The following is a 23,599-nucleotide window of genomic DNA, read 5'->3' as shown; positions in this document are numbered from 1 at the left end:
CCGCCTAAATGGCCGTCAAATGCGACGGCCCGTCTGCCTGTCGAACAGATGAACAGCGGTGGGGTCCACGGCGATCCCGATGGTATCGCCGAAATTGATGTGGAGACGCTCCCGAAAAAGGCAGGCGATATCCTCTCCCCCGGCATCGAGCCGGACATAAATTTCCGAGCCGGTGCCCTCCACGAGCGTTGCCTTGCCTTCGATGCCGCCGGGAACCGCCCGGATATGCTCCGGGCGAATGCCGTAGACTAGTTCACGCCCGCCTGCTGTGGAGGGCACATCTTGCGGCAAGGGAAGGACCAAGCCCTGTTTGGTGCGAAAAACCCCTTCCTCGATGCGACCGTTCAGAAAGTTCATGGCAGGAGAACCGATGAATCCGGCGACGAACGTGTTGGCGGGGCGGTCGTAGAGTTCCAACGGCGCTCCCACCTGCTCGATATAGCCATCATGCAGCACGACGATCTTGTCGGCCATGGTCATCGCCTCGACCTGATCATGCGTGACGTAGATCGTCGTCGTGCCGATGCGCTGGTGCATGGTCTTGATCTCACCGCGCATCTGCACGCGAAGCTTGGCGTCGAGGTTCGACAGGGGTTCGTCGAACAGAAAGACCTGAGGGTCGCGCACGATGGCGCGGCCCATCGCCACGCGCTGGCGCTGGCCGCCGGAAAGCTGTTTCGGATAGCGATCGAGCAGCTTGTCGAGACCGAGGATGGAGGCGGCGTTCCTCACTTTGCCGTTGATCTCGGCGGGATTGACCTTCTTGAGCTTCAACGCGAAGCCCATATTGTCCTCGACAGTCATGTGCGGATAGAGCGCATAGTTCTGGAAAACCATCGCTATGTCGCGGTCCCGGGCGGGCAGGTTCGACACCTCGCGCGGACCGATCCGGATCTCGCCGCCGCTGACTTCCTCAAGGCCCGCGATCATGCGAAGCAGGGTGGACTTACCGCAGCCGGATGGCCCGACCAGCACGACGAACTCGCCATCGGCGATATCGATGCTGACGTCGTGAATGACCTTGACGGGGCCGAAGTGCTTCTGGACGTTCTGGATATTGACGTGTGCCATGATGATTGCCTTTTGCGAGGGAAGCCGAGCGGCTTCACCCTCCCTTGACTGCGCCTGCGGTGAGACCCGCCACGATTTGCCTTTGTGCGAACATCGTCAGAAGCAGCACTGGCAGCGTCACGATCAGTGCTGCCGCGGCCAATGGCCCCCAGCTTACCTGCTCGAAGGAGAGCATGTTGTAGACGGCAACAGGGAGCGTGCGCGTCTCGCGGTTTGCCAGCACGATGCCGAAGACGAAATTGTTCCACGAGAAGATCAGCGCCAGGATGAAGGAAACGACAATGCCGGGTTTTGCTATCGGCAGTGCGACCAGGCGGAAGACCTGCCAGGAGGTCGCGCCGTCGATGCTGGCCGCCTCTTCCAGCTCCATCGGCGTCGTTTCGAAATAGCCGATCATGATCCACACGACGATCGGCACGGTGACGACCAGGTGAATGATGATCTGAGGCCACAGCGTGCCGATGAGGTTCAGCCACTGGAACAGCAGAAAAAGCGGAATGAGAAAGGATAGGCCGGGCGTCATACGGGCGATCATGATGACGACCGCCGATTTCTCGGCCTTCAGCCGCGCAATCCCGTAGCCGGCCGGCACCCCGATCAGAAGTGCGAGCAGCGTCGCCGCTCCGGTGACCAGTACGGAATTCCAGAAATAGAGGAAGAAGTTATTCTCCTCGAACACCTTCAGATAGTTCGACCAGGCGAAGTTTTCCGGGATGAGGATGGGCGGGTAGGCACCGTTGTCGATTTCGTATTTGAGCGACAGCGAGATCATCCAGAGGAAGAACAGGACGACCGGCGAGACCATCACCAGGGCGACGAAGAGAAGGCCGAGTTTGTCGAGCGTCTTGCGTTTCATCAGCGGTTCTCCACATCGGACCAGTTGGCGCGCTGGCGGACCATCAGCAATACGAAGGAGAGCGCGACGATGATGACGAAGAACACGACCGCCATGGCCGAGCCATAGCCGATGTCGTAATAGGCAAAGGCGGTATTATAGAGATAGATGTTGATCGTTTCGGACGCCGTGCCGGGCCCGCCCTGCGTCATCGCATAGATGATGTCGAAGCTTTTGACGGCATCGATCGAGCGGATGATTACGGCGATCATCAGGAACGGGGCGATCATCGGCATGGTCAGGTAGCGGAATTTCTGCCAGGCATTGGCGCCATCGATCTCCGCGCTTTCATAGGGCTCGCGCGGTACGGCGGCCAGACCTCCGAGCACGATCAGCATGACGAGCGGCGTCCACTGCCAGGTTTCCACCAGAACCAGGGAGGGAATGACCGTCGACTGATTGTAGATCCATTCCTGCGGGCCGAGGCCGACAAGGGAAAGCAGATAGTTCAGGACCCCGAGCTGCGGGTGGTACATCATCGTCCAAACGAGCGCCACCGCCACGGGGGTGGCCATCATCGGCATGACGAAGACGCCGCGCAAAAAGCCGCGCAAGGGGAACTTCGCATCGAAGACCAGCGCCGCCAGCGTGCCGAGAAACAGAGGCAGGATCACGGAAAGGACCGTATAGGTCGCCGTATGCCACAGCGATTCCCAGAAGCGGGCGTCCTGCGCCAGGCGCACATAGTTCGCAAAGCCTGCGAAAACGCGCGGCTGGCCGAGCGTCCAGCTATTGACGCTCATCCACAAGGTGAAGACCCAAGGAAATACGATCACGGCCGCGATCACGATCAGGGCGGGCAGGACGAAGGGCCAGTAGTTGGGAGCAAGCCGTGAAGGCTTGCTCCTTTTCTCCTGCTTGCCCCGCGTCATCGGATTATCGATGCTCACGGACGCCATTATCCCTCGCTTCGCGCCAGAACCGGTTCGAACTGCGCGGTTGCGTTCTTGAGTTCCGCTTCCGGGTCGGCTCCGCCGATCATATTGGTGAGGGCCACGCCGTAGATGTCGCGGAACTCGGTGACCGGGATGATGACGGGAAGGGCGAGACGGGAGACCTTGCCCGAAGCGACGACGGCGTCCAGCCATTCGCCGGGCATCTTCACGCCCTCGCGCACCTTGGCGTCTTCCAGGATCGACTGGCGATAGGGCACGCCTGCGCCAGCCTGCAGCAGGCGGGCGCCCATGTCATGCGAGATCACCCATTGGCAGAAGAGATAGCCGGCTTCCTTCTTGGTGCTGGCTTCGACCACCCCTATACCGTCGCCGAAAGTGCCCGCTGCCTGCGCGGCCGGCCCCTTGGGAATGACCCCATAGCCCACCTTGCCGACGACGCGGGATTTCTGCGGATCTTCGATCGGCGGCGCGAAGCCCACGCCATCGAACCACATACCGATCCTTCCCTGCAGGAAGGCGGATTGCGCCTCCGCCCAGTTGAAGCCGGAGACGCCGGGAGGGGCGGCTTTCGTCATCAGGCGCTGGTAAAGCTTGGCGGCTTCCACGGCCTCCTTCGATGTGGCCTGCACCTTCCCATCCGCGCTGATCGGGGTTGCGCCATAGCCGAGCATCAACGAGGTCCACACCGGCGTATTCGCGTTCTTGAGACCGCGCGCGACGAAGCCGTAGGTGTTGCTGGAGGGGTCGGTTATCTTCTCCGCGGCGGCAACCAGCTCATCGAAGGATGTAGGGTAGGAAAGGCCGTGTTTTTCGAAAAGCTCCCGGTTCCAGTAGACGATCCAGTAATCCACAGAGAAGGGCAGCGAGCGCATCGTGCCGTCGGAATCCTTGGCGAAGAGCAGACCGGCTTCGGCAAAATCACCTTCCACCAGTGACGGATCGGTCAGCGACGGGTCCTTCATGAAGCCGCTGATATCGGCGAGCCATCCACCTTTCTCGAACTGCCGCTTCTGCACGTGATAGCTCAGATGTACGACATCGAAGCTTGGCCTGCCGGTGCTCAGCTCGATGACGGTCTTCTGCCGTTGCTGCTGTTCGGGCGTGGCTTCCGCATTGACCTTGATGCCAGTTAGCTCTTCGAATTCCGACAGGTGTTTCAGGATGATCTCGCTACGCGGGCTCTTGACCAAGTTCACGTCGAGCGTGGTTCCTGCAAAGCGCTTCCAGTCGACCGCGGCGGAAGCCGGACGGCCGCCGATGAGCGCAGTACCGCCGATCGCCGCGCTTGCAGCCAGGAACTGGCGTCGTGTCGGTTTGAGAATCGAAGTCGTCATACCCTGTCCTCCCTTGGCGGCCACGCCTCCTCGCGTGGCCCGTTGACGTTCATACTGCCAGTGCGCGGTCCCTCGCGTTGCAGATATGTGCCGTAAGGCACCAGACCGCATCCTCTATCGATCGGCTTTCGATCGCTTCGAGAACCAAAAGATGTTCCTTCATGACGGGTCCCACCCGGCCCTCGATGCGGAAACGCTCCTGATTGATCAGCCGCATCTTGATCGAGTTGACCCTATAGGCATTGGAGATGATCGAATTGCCCATGGCATCGATGAACGCATCATGCATCCCCCAGTCCGTCACCTGGGCGCGCTGTTCCAGTTCGGCCGAGGGGCCGGCGGCGGCAAGCTCCTCGGCGATATCGCGGTGCTGCTTCAACAGACGCTGCACTTCGGCGTCGCTTGCATTGCGGGTGAAGAGCGCCACCGCCTCCTTTTCGAGAATCAGGCGGAACTGGAATGCCTCCCGGATGAGGTGAATATCGATATGGGCGATCTGCAGTCCGCGCTGGGGCACGGTCTTGATCAACCCCTCGGCCTCAAGCCTCGGAATGAGTTCACGGATGGCCCCGAGTGTCAGGCCGGTCAGCTCGACAAGACGGCGCTGGGAGATGAACTGGCCGGGACGCACATCCCGCGCCAGCAGGTGGCGCGTGAAGCTTTCATACGCCTTTTCCCTCAATCTCACCTGCTCGCCGGCTTCATCCACGCGATGCGCTCCTATTTGACCTTAGGCCGCCTTGGGCGAGAACGCCTTTTCGAAGGAGCGCGCAATCCGCTCGCGTCCTTCGGATGGAATCGTTACCAGAGGCGGCCTCACATTCAGCCATACTTGGTTGCCGCTTGCTTGGGCAACCAGGGCCTTGACGGCCGGCGTCACGGGGAGGGTCAGGAGCTCCTCGACCAGGCTGATGACGCGCTCGTCGTCCCGGCCGTCGACCGCCATGGCGCCGATCTCCCGCGGGAATATGTTGGCCATTCCCGAAATGGCGCCCTGCCCACCGAGACGCGTGCCCTGCGCCAGATGGCGCTCGTCCCCAATGAGGATGGTGAGGTCGCCATGCTCCTTGAGCAGTCGTTCCGTATAGGGCCAGTCGCCACCTGAATCCTTCACCCCGGCAACTGCCGTGGGAAAGGCGTTGCGCAGGCGGCCGACCAGTTCCACGGAGATCCCGACCATCGTCACCGAGGGGATGTTGTAGAGGATGATGTCGCGCGCCTTGGCGCCGAGCAGGGCGAACACTTTCGAATACCATTCGAAGACGCCGTCGTCGGCGACGTTCTTGAAATAGGATGGCGGAGCCAGAAGAATATTGCGCACTCCGGCGTCCAGCGCCTGGGCGGCCTGTTCGGCCGCGTCGTGCGCGGCATCGACCAGAACGCCGACGACCAATCTTTCCGGCGCTATGCCGGCATGGGCGAACGCCTCCAAAGTCGAAGCGCGTTCCCTGTTGCCGATCGAGCTGCCTTCACCCGTGGTGCCGAACAGCGTGATGCTATCGCAGCCGGCTTCCAGGCAACGCTTCGCATGCTCCGTCATGAGGGGCAGGACGATCTCGCCCCCATCATCAAAAGGGGTCGTAAGTGCTGCCGATAGGCCGAATCTCGTTTTCAATGCCCGCTCCTCCCAACTGACATCGTCACCCTATATCACTAACATGTTAGCTGTAAACAGGCATAATGTCGGAGGTGGCGACAGCGTCAGGCGCTCTTGCCGTACCTCCTGCTCGCGCCGAGAAGCCGCTGGGAATAGGGATGCGTGATGGTGCCTTTCCGGAGATTCTCGATATCAGTCTCCTCCACCACCTCGCCGGCTTCCATGATCGCGATGCGCGAGCACATGTGCGAGACGACAGCGAGATCATGGCTGACGAGCAGGTAGGTAAGACCACGCTCCGTGCGCAGATCCTGCAGGAGATTGAGAATTTCCGCCTGGACCGAAACGTCGAGCGCCGAGGTCGGCTCATCGAGCAACAGGATCGCTGGATTGAGAACGAGTGCACGAGCGATGGCGACGCGCTGCCGTTGGCCGCCCGATAATTGATGTGGGAAACGGTAGCTCAGCACCGGATCGAGGCCGACCGCCTGCAGGGCATCATCAAGGCTCGTCGATTTTGCCGAAATACCCTGATTGCGTAGAGGCTCCTTAAGCTGGGAGCGGATCGTCTTGCGAGGGTGCAAGGAGCCATATGGATCCTGAAACACCATCTGAACCTGGCGGAAGAATGAACGCTCCCGCCGATGGTCCAATATCTTGCCGTCCAGCTTGATCTGCCCTTCGTAATTCGGGTTGAGGCCTGAGATCGCACGCAGGACCGTCGACTTGCCGCAACCGGATTCCCCGACCAGGCCGAATGCCATGCCTGGCTCGATGGCGAGATTGAAATTGCTGACGACCGGCTTCTTGCCCGCACCAAAACGTATCGTGAGGTTTTCGACTTCGATCATGCGCGCGTCTCCGTGGCGGTATCGTCCAGCCAGGAGCGCTCACGCTTCAAGACCGGCAGCCGGGCAGGGGGCTCCTCGATCGATGGAAGCGATGCAAGCAGGCCCTGCGTATAGGGGTGTTTCGCGTTCACGAGGTTTCTCGCCTCCAAGGTCTCGACGATCCGTCCCGCATACATGATGAGCACGCGATCGCAGAAATGCCGAACCAGGTTGAGGTCGTGGCTGATGAAGATCAGGCCGAGATTGCGCCGTTCGACGAGCTCTTCCAATAGGCCCAGCACCTCGAGCCGAACGGTGACATCGAGAGCCGAAGTTGGCTCGTCGGCGATCAGAACATCGGGTTCGGCGATCAGCATCATCGCGATCATGACGCGTTGGCCCATGCCGCCCGATATTTCATGCGGGTAAAGCCGTGCTACTCGTTCGGGATCGCGGATCTGTACCGCGGTTAACATCGACAGCGTTTGCTCGGCCGCTTGCTTCGCGCTCGCCTTGGGAGCATGCAGACGGTAGGTTTCTGCAATCTGTTCGCCGATGCGCATGACGGGATTGAGCGAGTATTTGGGATCTTGAAGGATCAATCCGATCTGTCGCCCGCGCACGGTCATCATCTTCTGCTCGCTGGCGCTCAACAGGTCCACGTCCTTGAACATCATTCGTTCGGCCGTGACCTTCGCGGTCGGGGGCAACAGTTTCATGATCGCGCGGCCGACGGTGGACTTGCCCGATCCGGATTCGCCGACGATCCCGAGTTTCTCCTGGCCGAGAGTAAAACTTACGCCGCGCACGGCTTTCACCGCGCCGCCGCCGAAGGCGATCTCCAGATTGCGGATATCGATGAGTGAATCTGTCATTCGCCACCCCTTGGATCGAGTACGTCGCGAAGGGCGTCGCCGACGAGGTTGAAGGCTAGGCTGACGAGCGCAATAGCGATACCGGGCGCCGCGATGACCCAGGGGCTGTCCAGCATGAATTCACGACCGGTGGCGGCCATGGCGCCCCATTCCGGCCATGGCGGCTGCGCGCCGAGGCCGAGAAAGCCAAGGCCAGCGGCCGTGATAATGATCCCGGCCATGTTCAGGGTCACACGCACGATTACCGACGGAATGCACATCGGCAGGATGTGACGGGTGATGATGGCCATGGATGACGCGCCCTGCAGGCGGACGGCTGCGATGAAGTCGGCATTGCGCAGGCTGAGCGTTTCGGCACGCGCGAGCCTGGCGATCGGCGGCCAGGCCGTCAGTGAAATCGCGATGATCGCATTGGTGATGCCGGGACCGAGGGCGGCGGCAAAACCGAGCGCCAGTACCAGGCCTGGGAAGGACAGGAAGATATCGGTGATGCGCATCAATATCTCGTCGACGACTCCGCCGAAATACCCTGAACAGGTGCCGATCAAAAGGCCGATCGGGGCGACGATCACGGTGACGAGGATGATGATGTAGAGCGTCGTGCGCGCGCCATAGATGATGCGTGCAAAGACGTCGCGACCGAAATTGTCGGTGCCGAGCCAATGCTCCGCCGATGGAGGCGCCAATCGGCTCGCCATATCCTGGACGATCGGGTCGTATTGCGTCAGCACCGGTGCGGCAACGGCCACGAGTATGAGCAGAATGATGACCGCCAGGCCGACGAGGCCGAGCGGATGCAGCCGGAACTTGAGCCAGCCCTGGTAGAACTGCTGGACGGACGATTGAAACAAACCCTCGGGTTCGGGCGCCAGCAGCCATTGGCGAAAGCCGCCAGGCTCGGAACGGTTCGTCTGTTCGATCGGAATTGTCATCTTGTCACCGTGTCCTCGGATCGAGAATGCGATAGAGCACGTCTGAAATCATGTTGATGGTCAAAAAGACGGCGCCGATGGTCAGCACCGCACCCATCACCACATTCATGTCATTCATCTGAAGACCACGTGTGAGATATTGCCCGAGCCCCGGCCATCCGAAGACGGTCTCGATCAGAACGGCTCCCTCCAGTAGGCCGCCGAAGGTCAGCGCCATGATCGTGAGCAACTGGACGCGGATATTCCTGAAGGCATGCCGCCACACGACCTGGCGTCGCCCAAGCCCCTTCGCCTTGGCTGTGAGGATGTATTCCTGTCCCAACTGCTCCAGCATGAACGAGCGCGACATGCGGCTGATATAGGCGACGGAATAATAGCCGAGGATGGATCCTGGCAGGATGATGTGGCTGAGCGCATTCCTGAAGACCTCCCACTGGCCCTGAAGGGCCGAGTCGATCAGCAGAAAGCCGGTAACCGGGGTGACGAGGCCTTCGTAGAACACGTCGATGCGTCCGGAAGCTCCGACCAGGCGAAGTTTCGCGTAAAAGATGAACAGAGCCATCAGTCCGGTCCAGAAGATCGGGATGGAATGTCCGGCCAACGCCAGAATGCGGACGATATGGTCGATGATCGAGCCACGGCGGACCGCGGCGATGATGCCAAGCGGAACGCCTACCACGATGCCGACGACCATGGCGACCAGGGCAAGCTCGATGGTTGCGGGAAAAATGGTCAGGAGATCGCTGAGGATCGGCTGGCCGGTGGTCGTCGATCTGCCGAGATCGCCGGTTGCCACGTTGCGCACATAGGTCAGGAACTGCATCCAGATCGGCTGGTCGAGGCCTAGTTCTCTGTAGACGCGGTCATAGACCTCCTTGCTGACCTCGGCTCCCGTGATGGCGAGGACGGGATCGGCCGGGAGCAGCCGTCCCATGGAGAAGGTCAGGAAGAGGAGCCCGAGCAGCGTGGTGACGATCGCCACCACGCGCCCTGCCAGGCGTCGCAACGTTATCAGGATCGGGTGTGGCGACGCCGCTGCGAAGGCGTCGATGTTCCGGTTCGGATCCCGTTCCGATTGGAGATCGGCGCTTGCCACGTCGCTTACTCCTTCGTCACGTCATGCCAACGCGTCGACCATGTCGTATGGCCTTGGTAACCTTTGACATTGGCGCGCATGACATAGGGGTCGGTGCGCTGGAAGAAGATCATCAGCGGTGAATTCATGCCGCCGTAGATGGTGTCGATCTTCTTGAAGATCTCCGTGCGTTTGGCGGTGTCGCGTTCCTTCATCGACTGGTCGACCAGCCCGTTGAGCTCATCCACCTTCATTGCCGTGCGCCAGAGATAATAGCTGCCAAGGCGGGCCTCATCGCTGTTGTCCGGGTTATAGGCATATTGCGTCGCCACCGCGAAAGGGTCGGGAAGGCGGGCACCGGAATTGCCGAGCAGGACTTCGTATTTCCGCTCGCGGAAGGCCGGCGTGAACTCGCCCGGCACGAGATCGAGCTCTATGCCTGCGGCTCGCGCGCTGGCCTGCAGGGCCTCGGCGAAGGGCAGGGTCGGAGCGCCGGACGGATTGAGCACCTTTTTCAGCCCATTCGGATAGCCCGCTTCAGCCAAGAGCTGCTTGGCCTTGGCCGGATCGTAATTGTACCGATCGACCACCTCGGTCGGAGCTCCGATCATGCCGCGCGGGATCATCGACTGCCAGGGGAAGCCGGTATAGCGCATGATATTGTCGGCAATGGCCTTCCAGTCGAAAGCGTGCTGGAAGGCTTCGCGGACCTTGGGCTTCTGAAGATCGGGGTCTTTCTGGTTGAGGGCGACGTAGTAGAAACCGAGGCCCGGAACACTGTCGATAACGATATCCTCGCTCTTGGAAAGCGCATCGAGATCGCCGCTGGCGAGATAATGTCCGACGTCGACGTCGCCGGCTTCGAGCTGTAGGCGAAGATTGCCCGATTCCGGGATATGGCGGGCAACGACGCGCGCCATTTCCGGCTTGCCGCCCCAGTAATCCGGCTGGGCGTTGAAGATTGCAACGTCGTTCGGGCGCCACTGGGCGAGCGTGAACGGGCCGCTGCCGGCGGAATTGGCCGACAGCCAGGCGCCGCCGAAATCGCCATTGGCCTCATGTGACATCGCCGTCTTCTTGTCCACGATGCCGATCGAGGAACCGGCGAGCGAATAGAGAACCAGGTCGCTGCTGACCGGCTGCGGCAGCTCGATTTCCAGCGTATGATCGTCCTTTGCCCGAACCAGCTGATCGACGTTTTCAGGCGTAAAGCCCCAGAGCGCGATATCGGTCGAGCCGACCTGGCCCATCTTGATGACGCGCTGGATGGACCAGGCGGCATCTTCCGCGGTGACCTTGTTTCCGCTCTGAAAGACCGCATCATCGCGCAGGGTGAGGGTGATGAGCTTGCCGTCCTCCGAAACCTTCCATTCGGTGGCAAGCATCGGCTTCAGCGTCTGCAGGTCGTCCGGCGAGAGCTGGACGAGATTGTCATAGAGGTTGGAAATCAGCTCGGAAACGGTACGGGCATTGTTCTGCGCCGGGTCGAGCGTGCGGATGCCCGTCAGGTTGGTGCCGATCACCAGCATATTGGGCGGGGAAGCCGCCCATGACGGCAGGGCGGTGAACATGGCGGCGGTGACCGCAAGTGTTGCGAATAGGTTCTTCAGCATCGTTAAGACCTCCCAATCTTATCGCGCGGCCATCACCGCGCATTCATGCTCATTCATGCGAATATGCGAACCTGAAAGGTTCTCAGCCGCTCGCTCCTACGGCTGCCTCTCGAACGTGTCCGGTCTCCTCCCATCCCTTGAGCAGGGCAAACAGCTCCTTACGGTCCTCCGCATCGAGCCGTGGCAGGCCGGGAACGCGAACGGGACCGACATCAAGGCCTGAATGCGTGACCGCTTCCTTGACGACGGTGACGTTCGCGCCATTGCGGAACTTCGTCCGCATCCGTTCGAAGGGCTCGATCTGGTTGACGATCGCGCGCGCCGTTTCGTAATCGCCGCTCGCCAGTGCGCGGTGCACGGCAAGCGATAGATGAGGGGCGACATTGACGAGGCCGGATGTGAAACCCCGCGCCCCGGCCGACGTGAAGCTGGGCGCCCAGCTTTCGGCAAGGCCACAGACGAACAGGGCGCCGGCAGGGTCAGATGCGGCGATTGCGCGCGAGAGAAGCATCAGGTCCGGCGTGGCAAACTTGATGCCGGCGATATTGGCATGGCCTGCCAGACGGACCATGTCGGGAACGCTGAAGCCGTCGGCGCGCACATAGGCGACCAGCGGCAATGACGAGGCATCGGCGAGATTGCGGAAATAGTCGATCTGGGCGGCCGGCGCCGCAAACGGATCGACCGGCTGATGCGCCATGACCGCCGTTGCGCCCATGGAAGCGGCATCCTTGGCCATGGAGATCGCTTCGCGCAGGGATCGGCCGATGGCCGCGGTGACCGGGGCTCTGCCGCTCACGCCGGATATGGCAGCCTCGAAAACCTTGCGGATTTCGCTCGGCGTCAGGGCATAGAACTCGCCCGTGTTTCCGGCGGCGACGATGTTGTGGATGCCGGCAGCCGCCACGCGGGCATAGACCGCTGATGTGACCCGCGGATCGACCTCGCCGTCCGCATCATAGGCTGTCACGGGAACGCCCGACACACCCGTGAGTGCCTGACGAAGATTTGCGATACTCATGTTCATTCCCCTCCCGATCGAACTCAGACGCCTTGGAACATGCGGGCCCGAGCGTTCAATATGTGCGCCTTCATCGCCTGGTAGGCCTCGGTTTCCTGTCGTGCGAATATCGCCTCGACGATCACCGCATGCTCGTCCTGGACGCTGCGTATCTGGTCCGGCGTCCGCTTGAGGCTGAGGCTGCGGGTTACCGAATGGCCGATGGCAAAGTGTGGGCGGAACCACTCCCTTACCGTTATGTGGAACTGGTTGTCCGTCGCTCTTGCGATCGCGTCATGCAGCGCCTGATCCTCTTCCGCCCCAAGCTTGCCGCTCCGCAGACACTGCTCGATCGCTGACAGGGCAGCGCTTATCCGGTCCTTGTCGGCAGGCTGCCAGTTTCGCGCCGCCAGCAGTGCGGCCTCGGCTTCCAGCCCTGCGCGGAACTCGAAGAACCGCTGGACATCGGCAAGCGAGCCGACCGGCACCATGGTGAGCATGGAGGAGTCCGGCCGTTGCCTGACATAGGAACCGGATCCCTTCTGCGACACGACCAGACCATCCGCCCTCAGACGCTCGAGCGCTTCGCGGACCACGGGTCTGGAAGCCCCGAAGGTCTCGGCAAGCCTGGCTTCTGCCGGCAGTCTCTCGTTTACCGGAAAACTTCCGTCGACGATCATTCCCACGATCTTTTCGTAGATGATGTCGCTGAAGCGCGTTGCGGCCCTGCCCATGTCGGTGCCGGTTGCCAGTCTCATGATCGTCCCTTCTGCTGCCGGTTGCGGCGGAATTTCTGCATCCGATTTCTCGCCTGGCAGTCGGGAGGCAGGTGTCGCCCGGTTCTTAACTTTCGGGCATGAGGGCTACTAAATCTGTTAATATCTGTCAACTCTTGTAATTATCTGAGAACGTGTCTATCGTTCTTCGTGACGTCGAGGAGGGCGTTGCGCGGCGGTTTGGGAGCCGTCGTCATTGATCAAAGGACGTCCGTCCTTTCGGTCCAATATGGGGAGGAAATCAATGCGCGATGAAATCTTGTCTCGCGGCGTGACACGCCGCGCGGTGCTCGGCGGCATGGCTGGCGTGGCGGCGCTGTCCCTTGCCGGGCGTGCGGCCGCGGCCGGCGGCGAAGCGCCGGCCTTGGCGCAGCTTGCCAAGGAGGGAAAGCTGCCTCCGCTTGCGGAGCGCCTGCCGAAAAAGCCGATGATCGTGACGCCCTACGAGAAAGTGGGGACCTATGGCGGAACGCTGCGGCGCGGGCTGAGGGGGTCATCGGACCATAACGGCATCCTGCGCATGGTGGGCAATCAGGGGCTGGTGCGCTGGAACATGGACTTCACGGAAGTCCTGCCTAATCTGGCCGAGCGCTGGGAAACGAACGAAGACGCATCGCAATTCACCTTCCATCTGATCCAGGGCGTGCGCTGGTCGGACGGTCATCCGTTCACCGCCGACGATGTCGTCTTCGCCATCGAGGATGTCGTCAAGAACAACGAGCTTTACAGCGCGCCGCCGGCCCAGATCGTGGTGGCCGGCAAGCCGGTCGTGGTCGAGAAGATGGATGACTACACCGTCAAATTCACCTTCGCGGCGGCCAATGCGCTCTACCTCGAAAACCTGGCCACTCCGCTCGGCCAGCACCCGACGCTGTTTGCCAAACACTACTGCAGCAAGTTCCTGCCGAAGTATAATTCCAATCTCGATGCGGACGTGAAGGCAGCGGGCGCCGCTGGCTGGACGGAACTTTTCCGCGCCAAGTGCGGCGACATCGAGATCCCGTCGCGCTGGAGCAATGTCGAGAAGCCGACGCTCGATCCCTGGGTGGTCAAGGAACCCTATTCCGGCGGCGCGACCCGCGTCGTCATGGAACGTAATCCCTATTTCTGGCAGGTCGATACCGAAGGCAATCAGCTTCCCTATATCGACGAACTCAACTTCGGCATTTCGCAGGACGTCGAGTCGCTGATGCTCAACGTCATTTCCGGCAAGATCGACATTCAGGAACGGCATATCAACAGCCTTGCGAACAAGCCGACTCTTTCCCAGAACATGGAGAAAGGCGACTACCGGCTGTTATCGCTGGTGCCGTCGGCGGCCCAGCAATGCTCGCTTTATCTGAACATGACCCACAAGGATCCGGAGCTGCGAAAGATATTCGCGGACAAGTCCTTCCGTCAGGCGCTGTCGATCGGCATTAACCGCCAGGAGATCATCGACATCATCTATTTCGCGCAGAGCGAAGGTTATCAGACCGGGCCGCGCCCGGGGCATCCGTGGTATCACGAGCAACTGGCCCGCCAGTTCACCGAATACGATCCGGACAAGGCGAATGCCATGCTCGACCAGATCGGGCTGGACAAGAAGAACGGCAACGGCATCCGCCTTCGCTCGGACGGGCAGCCCATATTCTTCGCGATCGACGTCATCCCGACGCTTTATCCGGATCTTGTCGACGTGTTGGAGCTTGTTAAGTCGCATTGGACGCAGATCGGCATCGACATCAAGGTCAATACGATCGAGCGCGCCCTCTACTATACCCGTGGCGATGACAATGCCCATGATGCGCAGGTCTGGCCTGGTCCGGGAGGGCTCGATCCGATGCTCGATCCGCGCGACTATTTCGCCTTCCATCCGCAAGGCTCGCGCTACGCCATACCCTGGACGCTCTGGTACACTTCAAATGGCAAGGAGGGCGAGGAACCGCCCGAAAGCCAGAAGACGCGCATGAAGCTCTTCGACGAGGCCCGCTCCACCGCCGATCTCGACAAGCGCGGGGCGATCATGAAGCAGATCTTCGATCTTGCCGCGGAAGACTTCGAGGTCATGGGGATTTGCATGGCCGTCGGCGGCTTCGGCGTCATCCGCAACAATCTCCGCAATGTGCCGGAGAAACAGCCGGATAGTTGGTCCTGGCCAAACCCGGGTCCGGCACTCCCGCAGCAGTTCACCTTCACAAGTTGATCTTGTTCACGGGCGCCGTCGCAACAACAGTGGCGGCGCCCGTGAAGTCCGTTGCGGCCCGTCGAGCAGGCCTCCTGGTCCCGTTTGATGCGCCGTGCAAACCTGAATGCGGGTGTGCCCATGCTGAAATTCATCATCAAGCGACTTCTGTGGATGATACCGTCGCTGTTTGCCGTGAGCTTCCTGGCTTTCGTGCTGATCCAGCTTCCGCCCGGCGACTTCGTCACGACGTACATAGCCACGCTTGCCTCATCCAACGAGGTTGTCGACCAGAACACCGCGGCACAATTGCGCGAACGTTTCGGGCTCGATCAGCCGATGCTGGTGCAGTATCTCAAATGGATATGGGGCATCGTCACGAGCGGCGATTTCGGCATCTCCTTCGAATGGCAGCAGCCCGTTTCCGGCCTCATCTGGGAGCGCATGGCGCTTACCCTCGTCCTGGCGGTGGCAAGCCTACTCGCGACATGGGCCATCGCCTTGCCGATCGGCGTCTACTCCGCCGTGAAGAAATACTCGATCGGCGATTATGCATTCACTGCCTTCACCTTCTTCGGCCTGTCCATTCCGTCCTTCTTGCTGGCGCTGGTGCTGATGTACGTCGCTGCCGTCGAATTCGGACAGGATGTCGGCGGTCTCTTTTCCCCTGAATACGAAACGGCTTCCTGGAGCATCGGAAAGATGTTCGATCTGCTTACGCATTTGTGGCTGCCGGTGGCGATCCTGGCGGTTTCCTCCACGGCAAGCCTGATCCGCGTCATGCGCGCCAACATGCTGGACGAGCTGCCGAAACCCTATGTCACGACGGCGCGGGCCAAGGGACTGTCGGAATTCCGGCTGCTGACGAAATACCCGCTGCGCATCGCGCTCAACCCGTTCATTTCGACGATCGCCTGGCTGTTGCCGAACCTGATCTCGGGTTCGGTGGTCGTGGCGATCGTCCTCAACCTGCCGACAGCGGCACCTCTGCTGCTGCAGTCGCTGATGGCGCAGGACATGTACCTTGCCGGTGCCTTCGTTCTCCTGATCTGTGCGCTCACCCTCATCGGCTCGCTCATCAGCGACATTCTGCTTGCGCTGGTCGATCCGCGCATCCGGCTCGAATAGGAGGGCATCCGATGGTCGACGTCTCCATTGCCAATATCCGTCCCGATCGCGCTGCCGTCGCCTCGCAATGGCAGCTCATCTGGTGGGCCTTCAAACGACACAAGCTCGCCATGGCGGCGCTGGTCGTCACGGTTGCCATGTATGTCGTGGCCCTGGTGCCCGGTTTTTTCGCCATCAACGATCCGACCGCGCAGAATGCCCGCGCGACCTTCCACCCGCCCCAGAAGATCCATTTCTTCGATACGTCGAATGGCATCGAGTTCGGGCCGCACTACTATCCGATGCGGCTGACGCGCGATCCGAACACGCTTGCCGCGATCTATATCGAGGACACGTCGAGGAAGGTTCCGGTCACCTTCTTCGGGCGCGGCTACACCTATTCGGTGCTCGGTCTGTTTGAAACCGACATCCATCTCGTCGCATCCGCCGACAAGGCGAGGCCTCTCTTCCTGTTCGGGGCCGATCGCCTTGGTCGCGACGTCTACAGCCGCGTTGTGCAAGGCGCCCAGGTGTCGCTTTCCATCGGTCTCGTCGGCGTCTGCCTGTCGCTGCTGCTCGGCATCGTTCTCGGCGGCATTTCCGGCTATTACGGCGGTCGCATCGATTTCGTCATGCAGCGGGTGATCGATTTCGTGCTGTCGCTGCCGACCATTCCGATCTGGCTCGCGCTTGCTGCGGCCCTTCCGCAAGGTTGGCCGGCGACGCTGCAATACCTGATGATCACCATCATCCTGTCCTTCACCGGCTGGGCGCAGCTCGCCCGCGTCGTGCGCGGGCGCTTTTTGTCGCTGAGGACGGAGGAATTCGTCGCTGCAGCCCGCCTCGACGGGGTGCCCGAAAGCCGCATCATTTTCCGGCATATGCTGCCGAGCTTCTCGAGCCACGTCATCGCCTCCGTCACCCTCGCCGTGCCGGCGATGATCCTTGCGGAAACGTCGCTTTCCTTCCTCGGTCTTGGCCTGCAGCCTCCGACCATCTCCTGGGGCGTGCTGTTGCGCGAGGCGCAGAACATCCGTTCGATTGCGACTGCGCCATGGCTTTTCATGCCGGGGCTCGCCGTCGTTATTGCCGTCATGGCGCTCAATCTCCTCGGTGATGGTCTGCGCGACGCAGCCGATCCCTACAATAAATGAGGTGCCGATGACCGATATCCTCACCCTTGCGCCGCGCAAGCCGCTGCTCGAAGTCAAGAACCTGGTGACGGAATTCCCGTTGCGCACCGGCATCTTCAAGGCGGTCGACGATCTCTCCTTTTCCATCGAGCCCGGCAAGACGCTTTGCGTCGTGGGAGAAAGCGGGTCGGGCAAATCCGTAACCGCCCGATCCATCCTGCAGATCATCGATGCTCCCGGCCGCATCGCCTCAGGCTCGATCATGCTCAATCGTCAGGACGGCACCTCGCTCGATCTGGCCAAACTCGATCCGCGGGGAAAGGCGATCCGCTCGGTTCGGGGACGGGACATCGCCATGATCTTTCAGGAGCCGATGTCGTCGCTTTCGCCGGTCCATACCGTCGGCGATCAGATTACGGAGGTACTTCGCCTGCATCTGAACATGAGCAAGGCGGAGGCGCGCAAGGAGGCTATCTCCCTGCTGCGCCAGGTCGAGATTCCCAATCCGGACAAGGCGATCGATCGCTACGCCTTCCAATATTCCGGCGGCATGCGTCAACGCGCGATGATCGCCATGGCACTGGCTTGCAAGCCCCAGCTTCTCATCGCCGATGAGCCCACCACGGCGCTGGACGTCACGACGCAGGCGGAGATCCTCGATCTCATTTCGCGGCTCCAGAAGGCACATGGCATGGCCGTGCTGTTCATCACCCACGACATGGGCGTGGTCGCCCAGATCGCTGACGACGTTCTGGTGATGCATCATGGGGTGGCCAAGGAATACGGACCGGTGGATGAGATCTTCCATGCGCCGAAGGATCCCTATACGCGCATGCTGATAGGCTCGGTGCTGAAGCTGGAGCAGAAGGCCGAAATCCGCCTCGCCCGACCGCCGCTTGATACCAGCGCAGAGCCGATCCTCGACATTCGTGGGCTTTCCATGCAGTTCGGCGACATGAAGGCGCTGGACGAGGTGTCCATTTCGCTGCTCCCCGGCGAGACACTCGGCATCGTCGGCGAAAGCGGCTCAGGCAAGACCACCATGGGCCGCTCGATCATGCGGCTTTACGACCCGACCGCCGGTGAAATTCGCTACCGCCGGTCCGATGGCAAGACCATCGATCTTGCCAGGATCGAAGGTGCGGAGTTGAAAACGGCACGCCGCGAGCTGCGCATGGTCTTCCAGGACCCGTTCGGCTCGCTCAACCCGCGCATGACGGTTTCCCAGGTGATCGGGGAGCCATTGCTGGTCAACGGCGTCGCTAGGGGCAAGGAACTCGACGAGCGCGTCTGCCATCTCATGGAGCAGGTAGGCCTCGACCCGGCCACGCGCGAGCGTTATCCACATGCCTTCTCGGGCGGCCAGCGCCAGCGCATCGGCATAGCGCGCGCAATCACCCTCAATCCGCGCATCATCGTCGCGGACGAGGCGACGTCCGCGCTCGACGTTTCCGTGCGCTTCCAGGTGCTCGATCTCCTGATGCGTCTGCAGGATGAGCTCGGCCTCGCCTACATCTTCATTAGCCATGACATCGGCGTCATCCGCTATATGTGCGACCGCGTTGGCGTCATGTATCGCGGCAAACTGGTGGAGGTGGGCGAGGCGGACAAGGTCTGCAACGCGCCGGATCATGCCTACACCCAGGCGCTCATCTCGGCCATTCCGCGACCTGATCCTCGGGACCGCGATCGTTCACGGCGGTTCCGTTACGTCGAACCCGCCGCGCCGAACGTGGCAGCCATCACGAATGGAGGAGCAGCACGATGAAGATCACCGGTATCCGAACGTTTCTGATGCGGGCGGGAGCTCCGGACGTGGGCGCACGGCAAGGGGTGCCGCTTTCCAAGGCCGAGCAGCCGTTTGCAGGAACCCGCAACTGGCTATTTCTTAAGATCGAGACCGACGAAGGCATTACCGGCGTCGGGGAGTGCTCGGGCTGGCCGCGCGTGATCGAAACCGCGATCAAGGACCTCGCACCGCTCTTGATCGGGGAAGATCCGCTCCACACGGAAAAGATCTGGCAGAAGATGCAGGTGGCGATGATGGGGCATGGCATGCTCGGCACGGTCGGCGGAGGCGCCATGACCGGCATCGACATGGCGCTGTGGGACATCAAGGGCAAGGCGCTCGGCGTCCCCGTCTGGATGCTGCTCGGCGGCAAGCTGCGCGATCGCATCCCGATCTATTCGCATGCCAATTCCGTCGAACGGGCGCGAGAGCTCAGGCAGCGCGGCATTAAGGCGATCAAGTGCAGCGGTCTTGCCGATCCGGTGGAAAAGGTTGCCATGCTGCGCGAAGGTTTGGGCGACGACATGGATATCGCCATAGACCTGCACGGCCCGCCATGGCTGACGCCGGCCGACGCCGCGCGGCTGACGCGGGCGCTTGAACCCTATGATCTGCTCTGGGTGGAGGAGCCGCTGGCGCCGGAAAACCTCGAGGGTTACCGCCGCATCCGCGATGCCGCTCAGGTGCCGCTGGCAGCGGGCGAGCGCGCCTCGACGATCTTCGGCGAACGCCAGCTCATCGAGGAGGAACTCGTCGACGTCATCCAACCCGATACGGGTCGAGCAGGTGGCCTCACCCAAATGAAGAAGATCGCCGCCATGGCGGAAGCCCATCACATCCAGATGGCTCCGCATTCCGGCTCGCTCGGTCCGGTGGCGGAATATGCCGCCCTGCATCTGATGGCTTCAATCCCCAACGCGCTGATGCTGGAACGGCTCGACGATGATTGGGAAGGCCGGCAGCTCACGATCGTGCCGCATCCTGTGCAGCAGGATGGGTCGCTCGCCGTGCCGGACACGCCTGGACTCGGCTGCGATATCGACGAGGAATTCGTCGCCCGTTTTCCGAGCGAAGGCAATATCCCGATCCCGGCGCCGGAAACCGCAGGCTCCCATCGCGAGCGCCTCTATGTGCAGATGCGCCTGTCGCGGCGCAGCTACTTCAATCCCTAGAAATCTGGGCAAACCACAAAAACTGACTATCTGAGGATAATTGAAAATGAAGATCGATCGGATGCGGGTTTTCATGACCCGCGACAAGGACCGCCCGCGTGTCATCCTCGCCCTCGATACCGACGACGGGCTGACGGGGTGGGGCGAATGCTACAATCACGGTCCCGACAAGGCCCTGCCGCCTCTGCTCGACTATCTCTATGCATTCATTGCCGGCCAGGATCCGACCCGCATCGACTATCTGATCAATCTGCTGATCCAGCAAAGCCGCTTCCCCCCGGGGGCGCTCGGCCTTGCCGCTATCTCCGCCCTTGATCATTGCCTATGGGATCTTGCGGCAAAGGCTGCCAATGTTCCCGTCTACAAACTGCTGGGTGGCGAGGTTCGCGATCGCGTCAAGGTCTATGCGGGCGTATATACGGCACCGGACGCACCTGCTGCCCGAGACGAATTCGATCGGCTCAACGCGGATTGGGGCTTCACGGCCTTCAAGCTCAGCCCTTGGCGGATCGATATGCATGCCCATCGTTGGGGCAATGTCGTGAAGGCCTCGGCCGATTATTTCCGGTCGCTGCGCGAAACCGTCCGGGACGATTATGAGATCGCCTTCGATGCCCATGCCAAGATATTCGAGCCGGCGGCTGCCCGCCAGCTCGGCAACGCGCTTGCGCCCTATGATCCGCTCTTCTTCGAAGAACCGCTGCGTCCGGAAAACATCGAAGCCTGGGGTGATCTGAAGCAGGGTTTGAACTGCACGCTGGCAACCGGCGAGTCGCTTTACAGCCGCTATGAATTCCTGCGCCTATTGCAGGTGAAGGGCGCGGACCTGATCCAGCCCGACATCTGCGTCGTGGGCGGCATCAGCGAAATGCGTCGCATTGCGACGCTGGCCGAGGCCTTCTTCGTCGGCGTGGCGCCGCACAATCCCATGGGGCCGTTGGCAACGGCCGTCAATGTCCACTTTTCCGCCGCCACGCAGAATTTCAAGATCCTCGAATATCGTCTGCCCGTCGGCCAGGGCTATGTCTATGGCGGCACCGAGGTGGAGAAACGCATCGATGCAACCCGCTATGTCGCCGATCCCTATCTGCCGAAGGACGGCTATCTGGAGCTGAGGCCCGATCGGCCCGGCTGGGGCGTTGAAATGGACGAAAAGGCGATGAACGAGGACGGTTATGTGCATTGGCAGCGACGCGTGCCGAAGCGGCCGGACGGATCGTATGCCTTCGCCTGAGGGCTTGGTCGTTCTGGAAAACGGCCCGCTGACCGCCGTCTTTCAACCGAAAGCCGGCGGTCGAATGCTTCGCCTTTCACACAGGGATCACGGCGAGGTCCTCGTTCCCCTGGGAACGGATCCTTTCGATCCCCTTTACTGGCCGAAGGGTGGTGCCTATCCCCTTTTCCCGTTCCACAACAAGCTCGAAGGCGGAACCTTCAGCTTCGAGGAAAGAGCGTTCCAGGTGATGCCGCATCCCACGAGCCCGCCGGATGCCCTTCACGGTCCGGCTCACCGGCGGCCATGGTGCGTGACAGCGCATGAGCGGACGTCGTTGACGATGGTGCTGGACTATGCGGCGGATGACGACTGGCCGTTTGATTTCCGGGCGGAGCAGAGTTTCACGCTTGACAGCGCCGGCCTTGCCCTTCGGCTTTCGCTTCAGAACAAGGCGAAGGCAACGATGCCGGCCGGTTTCGGATGGCATCCCTATTTCGCGGCGGACTTGTCGCGCCCGGTTTTTTGCGACGCGCTTGTGGAGCACGCGAGCGATCGTGCCAGCCTTCCGACGCACGAGACAAGACCATATGCTGCGGAATGCAAGCTCTTGGCAGGCGAATTCACGCGGCATTTTTCAGGAGCCCGAAGTGCGGACGTTCTTGTCGATTGCGGTCTCATCGTGCGGATGAATTGGCAATCGCCACTGGATTATCTCGTTGTCCATCGCATGCCGACCTATCTGTGCCTTGAGCCGGTCTCGCATCTTGGCGGCGCCCTCCGCTATCCGGACAGCGAGAAGAAAGCTTTCGGCTTGGCCGCGCTCACTCCGGGTGCGTTCATCCAAGCCGATGTAGCGATGTCGATTCGCAAGGCAGACTGACGGCAGCAGCCATGGGCGAGCGGGAGCGCCTGTGCGTTCAATTTTTCGACTGAAGCGCTGTTGTTTCGCGCATGACCAGGTGGGTCTCAAGCACATAGCGCACATCGCGGACGGCGCGTGATTGCAGCATGTCCAGGAGCAGGAATACGGCAACCCGACCGGCCTCCATCGAGCGGTTCGAAACAGAGGTGAGTGCTGGATAGGTAACGGCACCGAGCACGTCGTCGCAGCCGATCACGCTAAAATCTAAGGGTACTGAAATGCTCTTTTCCGCCAGCCCTGCAAGTACGCCCTGCGCCGTCAGGTCGTCGAAGGCGACCGCCGCCGTGGCGCCGGTGGCGAGGATGGCGCCCACCGCGTTGCGGCCGGAATTATAACTAGGCAGCACCGCAGGCACGGTTTCGACTGCGACCCCGAGGCCGGAGGCGGCCGCACGCATGGCCGAACGCCGCTGCTTGTTGGACCAGGAGGTCGAAGGGCCGCTCACATAGGCGATCTTGCGATGGCCGAGCTTGACGAGATGCTCGACCGCTTCCCGCACACCCGAACCGCTATCGATCAGCACACGCGGGATCCCGTCGAGATCGCGGTTGATCAGCACGAGCGGCAGCTTGCCGGCATGGGCGCGGATGCGTTCGTCGGAAAGCCGGGAGGAGGCCAGCACGAGGCCTTCCACCTGGCCCGCGAACCGGCCGACGAGTTTGTCTTCCTGCTTAGGGTTCTCCTCGGTATTGCCGAGGAAGATACAGAAATCCGAACGGTCGGCTTCGAGCTGGGCCGCCTGGATCATCGGCGGAAAGAACGGATTGGCGATATCCGGCACGATCAGCCCGATATTGCCGTGCCGGCCGGTGCTGAGGGCGCGCGCCGTATGGTTCGGCACATAGCCCATTGCCTCGGCGGCTTTCATGATCCGCTCCACCGTTTCCGGGCTCAGCATGTCCGGCCGGGTGAAAGCGCGCGAGACGCTGGAACGCGCCACCCCGGCCGCTTCCGCGACCTGGCTGATGGTGACGCCCTTGGTCCGCTTGATCATGGATTCTGGAAACTCGCCCTTTTTTGCTTCGACTACCACGAATTCCACGGAACCTTCAATTTAAGTTGGCACTTTGAGACGGAAGACTGCCATTCATCCACTTGACATGCAACCGGTTGCATGGAACTCTTTCACCAATAGAAAAATGGGGATCTGCAACGGGGCGCGGCGAAGCCGTCCGATCTCCCCGCATGCGCCATGGAGACTG

General features: G+C 61.3%; 21 protein-coding genes. 7 read left to right on the top strand and 14 right to left on the bottom strand.

Features of this window, described 5'->3' with window-relative positions; all coding sequences use genetic code 11:
- Nucleotides 1-15 precede the first annotated feature (15 nt).
- From ugpC to YH62_RS07570, 13 genes are all read right to left on the bottom strand, one after another.
- Nucleotides 16-1,071: a sn-glycerol-3-phosphate ABC transporter ATP-binding protein UgpC gene (ugpC, locus tag YH62_RS07630; RefSeq protein WP_046793547.1), complete on the bottom strand. Its 1,056-nt coding sequence runs from the start codon at nucleotides 1,069-1,071 to the stop codon at nucleotides 16-18.
- A gap of 34 nt (nucleotides 1,072-1,105) precedes the next feature.
- Nucleotides 1,106-1,927: a carbohydrate ABC transporter permease gene (locus YH62_RS07625; protein ID WP_046793546.1), complete on the bottom strand. Its 822-nt coding sequence runs from the start codon at nucleotides 1,925-1,927 to the stop codon at nucleotides 1,106-1,108.
- Entirely contained in the window at nucleotides 1,927-2,865 is a 939-nt protein-coding gene (locus tag YH62_RS07620; protein ID WP_046793545.1) for a sugar ABC transporter permease, read from the bottom strand. The genes YH62_RS07625 and YH62_RS07620 overlap by 1 nt, the downstream gene beginning before the upstream one ends.
- Nucleotides 2,865-4,196 (bottom strand): sugar ABC transporter substrate-binding protein, encoded by a 1,332-nt coding sequence (locus YH62_RS07615; protein ID WP_046793544.1) that lies wholly within the window; start codon nucleotides 4,194-4,196, stop codon nucleotides 2,865-2,867. The genes YH62_RS07620 and YH62_RS07615 overlap by 1 nt, the downstream gene beginning before the upstream one ends.
- A 49-nt stretch (nucleotides 4,197-4,245) precedes the next feature.
- Nucleotides 4,246-4,905: a GntR family transcriptional regulator gene (locus tag YH62_RS07610; protein WP_046793543.1), complete on the bottom strand. Its 660-nt coding sequence runs from the start codon at nucleotides 4,903-4,905 to the stop codon at nucleotides 4,246-4,248.
- Between the two features lie 21 nt (nucleotides 4,906-4,926).
- Nucleotides 4,927-5,811, bottom strand: coding sequence for a dihydrodipicolinate synthase family protein (locus YH62_RS07605; RefSeq protein ID WP_046793542.1), 885 nt, complete (start codon nucleotides 5,809-5,811; stop codon nucleotides 4,927-4,929).
- Between the two features lie 86 nt (nucleotides 5,812-5,897).
- Nucleotides 5,898-6,644: an ABC transporter ATP-binding protein gene (locus YH62_RS07600; protein ID WP_046793541.1), complete on the bottom strand. Its 747-nt coding sequence runs from the start codon at nucleotides 6,642-6,644 to the stop codon at nucleotides 5,898-5,900.
- The gene (locus YH62_RS07595) at nucleotides 6,641-7,498 is read right to left on the bottom strand and encodes an ABC transporter ATP-binding protein (RefSeq protein ID WP_046793540.1); all 858 of its coding nucleotides are present in this window, start codon (nucleotides 7,496-7,498) and stop codon (nucleotides 6,641-6,643) included. The genes YH62_RS07600 and YH62_RS07595 overlap by 4 nt, the downstream gene beginning before the upstream one ends.
- A complete protein-coding gene (nikC, locus tag YH62_RS07590; protein ID WP_046793539.1) occupies nucleotides 7,495-8,430 on the bottom strand; it encodes a nickel transporter permease in 936 nt (311 codons plus the stop codon). The genes YH62_RS07595 and nikC overlap by 4 nt, the downstream gene beginning before the upstream one ends.
- 4 nt (nucleotides 8,431-8,434) lie before the next feature.
- Entirely contained in the window at nucleotides 8,435-9,526 is a 1,092-nt protein-coding gene (locus YH62_RS07585) for an ABC transporter permease (protein WP_046793538.1), read from the bottom strand.
- A 5-nt stretch (nucleotides 9,527-9,531) separates the two neighbouring features.
- Nucleotides 9,532-11,118 (bottom strand): ABC transporter substrate-binding protein, encoded by a 1,587-nt coding sequence (locus YH62_RS07580; RefSeq protein ID WP_046793537.1) that lies wholly within the window; start codon nucleotides 11,116-11,118, stop codon nucleotides 9,532-9,534.
- A gap of 82 nt (nucleotides 11,119-11,200) precedes the next feature.
- A complete protein-coding gene (locus YH62_RS07575; protein WP_046793739.1) occupies nucleotides 11,201-12,139 on the bottom strand; it encodes a dihydrodipicolinate synthase family protein in 939 nt (312 codons plus the stop codon).
- A gap of 23 nt (nucleotides 12,140-12,162) precedes the next feature.
- Nucleotides 12,163-12,876, bottom strand: a complete 714-nt coding sequence (locus tag YH62_RS07570) for a FadR/GntR family transcriptional regulator (RefSeq protein WP_046793536.1) — start codon at nucleotides 12,874-12,876, stop codon at nucleotides 12,163-12,165.
- 262 nt (nucleotides 12,877-13,138) lie between these two features.
- On the opposite strand from YH62_RS07570, the gene YH62_RS07565 reads away from it, so the two are divergent.
- From YH62_RS07565 to YH62_RS07535, 7 genes are all read left to right on the top strand, one after another.
- Nucleotides 13,139-15,079 carry an ABC transporter substrate-binding protein gene (locus YH62_RS07565; RefSeq protein WP_046793535.1) on the top strand — a complete coding sequence of 647 codons (1,941 nt, stop codon included), beginning with the start codon at nucleotides 13,139-13,141 and terminating at the stop codon, nucleotides 15,077-15,079.
- A gap of 120 nt (nucleotides 15,080-15,199) precedes the next feature.
- Nucleotides 15,200-16,186 carry an ABC transporter permease gene (locus YH62_RS07560; protein WP_046793738.1) on the top strand — a complete coding sequence of 329 codons (987 nt, stop codon included), beginning with the start codon at nucleotides 15,200-15,202 and terminating at the stop codon, nucleotides 16,184-16,186.
- 11 nt (nucleotides 16,187-16,197) lie between these two features.
- Entirely contained in the window at nucleotides 16,198-17,319 is a 1,122-nt protein-coding gene (locus tag YH62_RS07555) for an ABC transporter permease (RefSeq protein WP_046793534.1), read from the top strand.
- Between the two features lie 7 nt (nucleotides 17,320-17,326).
- Entirely contained in the window at nucleotides 17,327-19,066 is a 1,740-nt protein-coding gene (locus tag YH62_RS07550) for an ABC transporter ATP-binding protein (protein ID WP_046793533.1), read from the top strand.
- The gene (locus YH62_RS07545; RefSeq protein ID WP_046793532.1) at nucleotides 19,063-20,259 is read left to right on the top strand and encodes a mandelate racemase/muconate lactonizing enzyme family protein; all 1,197 of its coding nucleotides are present in this window, start codon (nucleotides 19,063-19,065) and stop codon (nucleotides 20,257-20,259) included. The genes YH62_RS07550 and YH62_RS07545 overlap by 4 nt, the downstream gene beginning before the upstream one ends.
- Before the next feature lie 46 nt (nucleotides 20,260-20,305).
- A complete protein-coding gene (locus YH62_RS07540) occupies nucleotides 20,306-21,493 on the top strand; it encodes a galactarate dehydratase (protein WP_046793531.1) in 1,188 nt (395 codons plus the stop codon).
- Nucleotides 21,480-22,355: a hypothetical protein gene (locus YH62_RS07535; protein ID WP_046793530.1), complete on the top strand. Its 876-nt coding sequence runs from the start codon at nucleotides 21,480-21,482 to the stop codon at nucleotides 22,353-22,355. Before YH62_RS07540 ends, YH62_RS07535 begins: the two co-directional genes overlap by 14 nt.
- A 37-nt stretch (nucleotides 22,356-22,392) precedes the next feature.
- Here the strand turns inward: YH62_RS07535 and YH62_RS07530 are convergent, their stop codons facing one another.
- On the bottom strand, nucleotides 22,393-23,391 hold the full coding sequence (locus YH62_RS07530) for a LacI family DNA-binding transcriptional regulator (protein ID WP_046793737.1): 999 nt from the start codon (nucleotides 23,389-23,391) through the stop codon (nucleotides 22,393-22,395).
- Nucleotides 23,392-23,599: the final 208 nt, after the last annotated feature.

The sequence above is a fragment of the Rhizobium sp. LC145 genome (genome assembly GCF_001005825.1).
In the GTDB taxonomy this organism is placed as follows: Bacteria; Pseudomonadota; Alphaproteobacteria; order Rhizobiales; family Rhizobiaceae; genus Neorhizobium.
The sequence above is the reverse complement of the archived record's forward strand: the minus strand, read 5'-3'. Positions and strand labels throughout refer to the sequence as shown.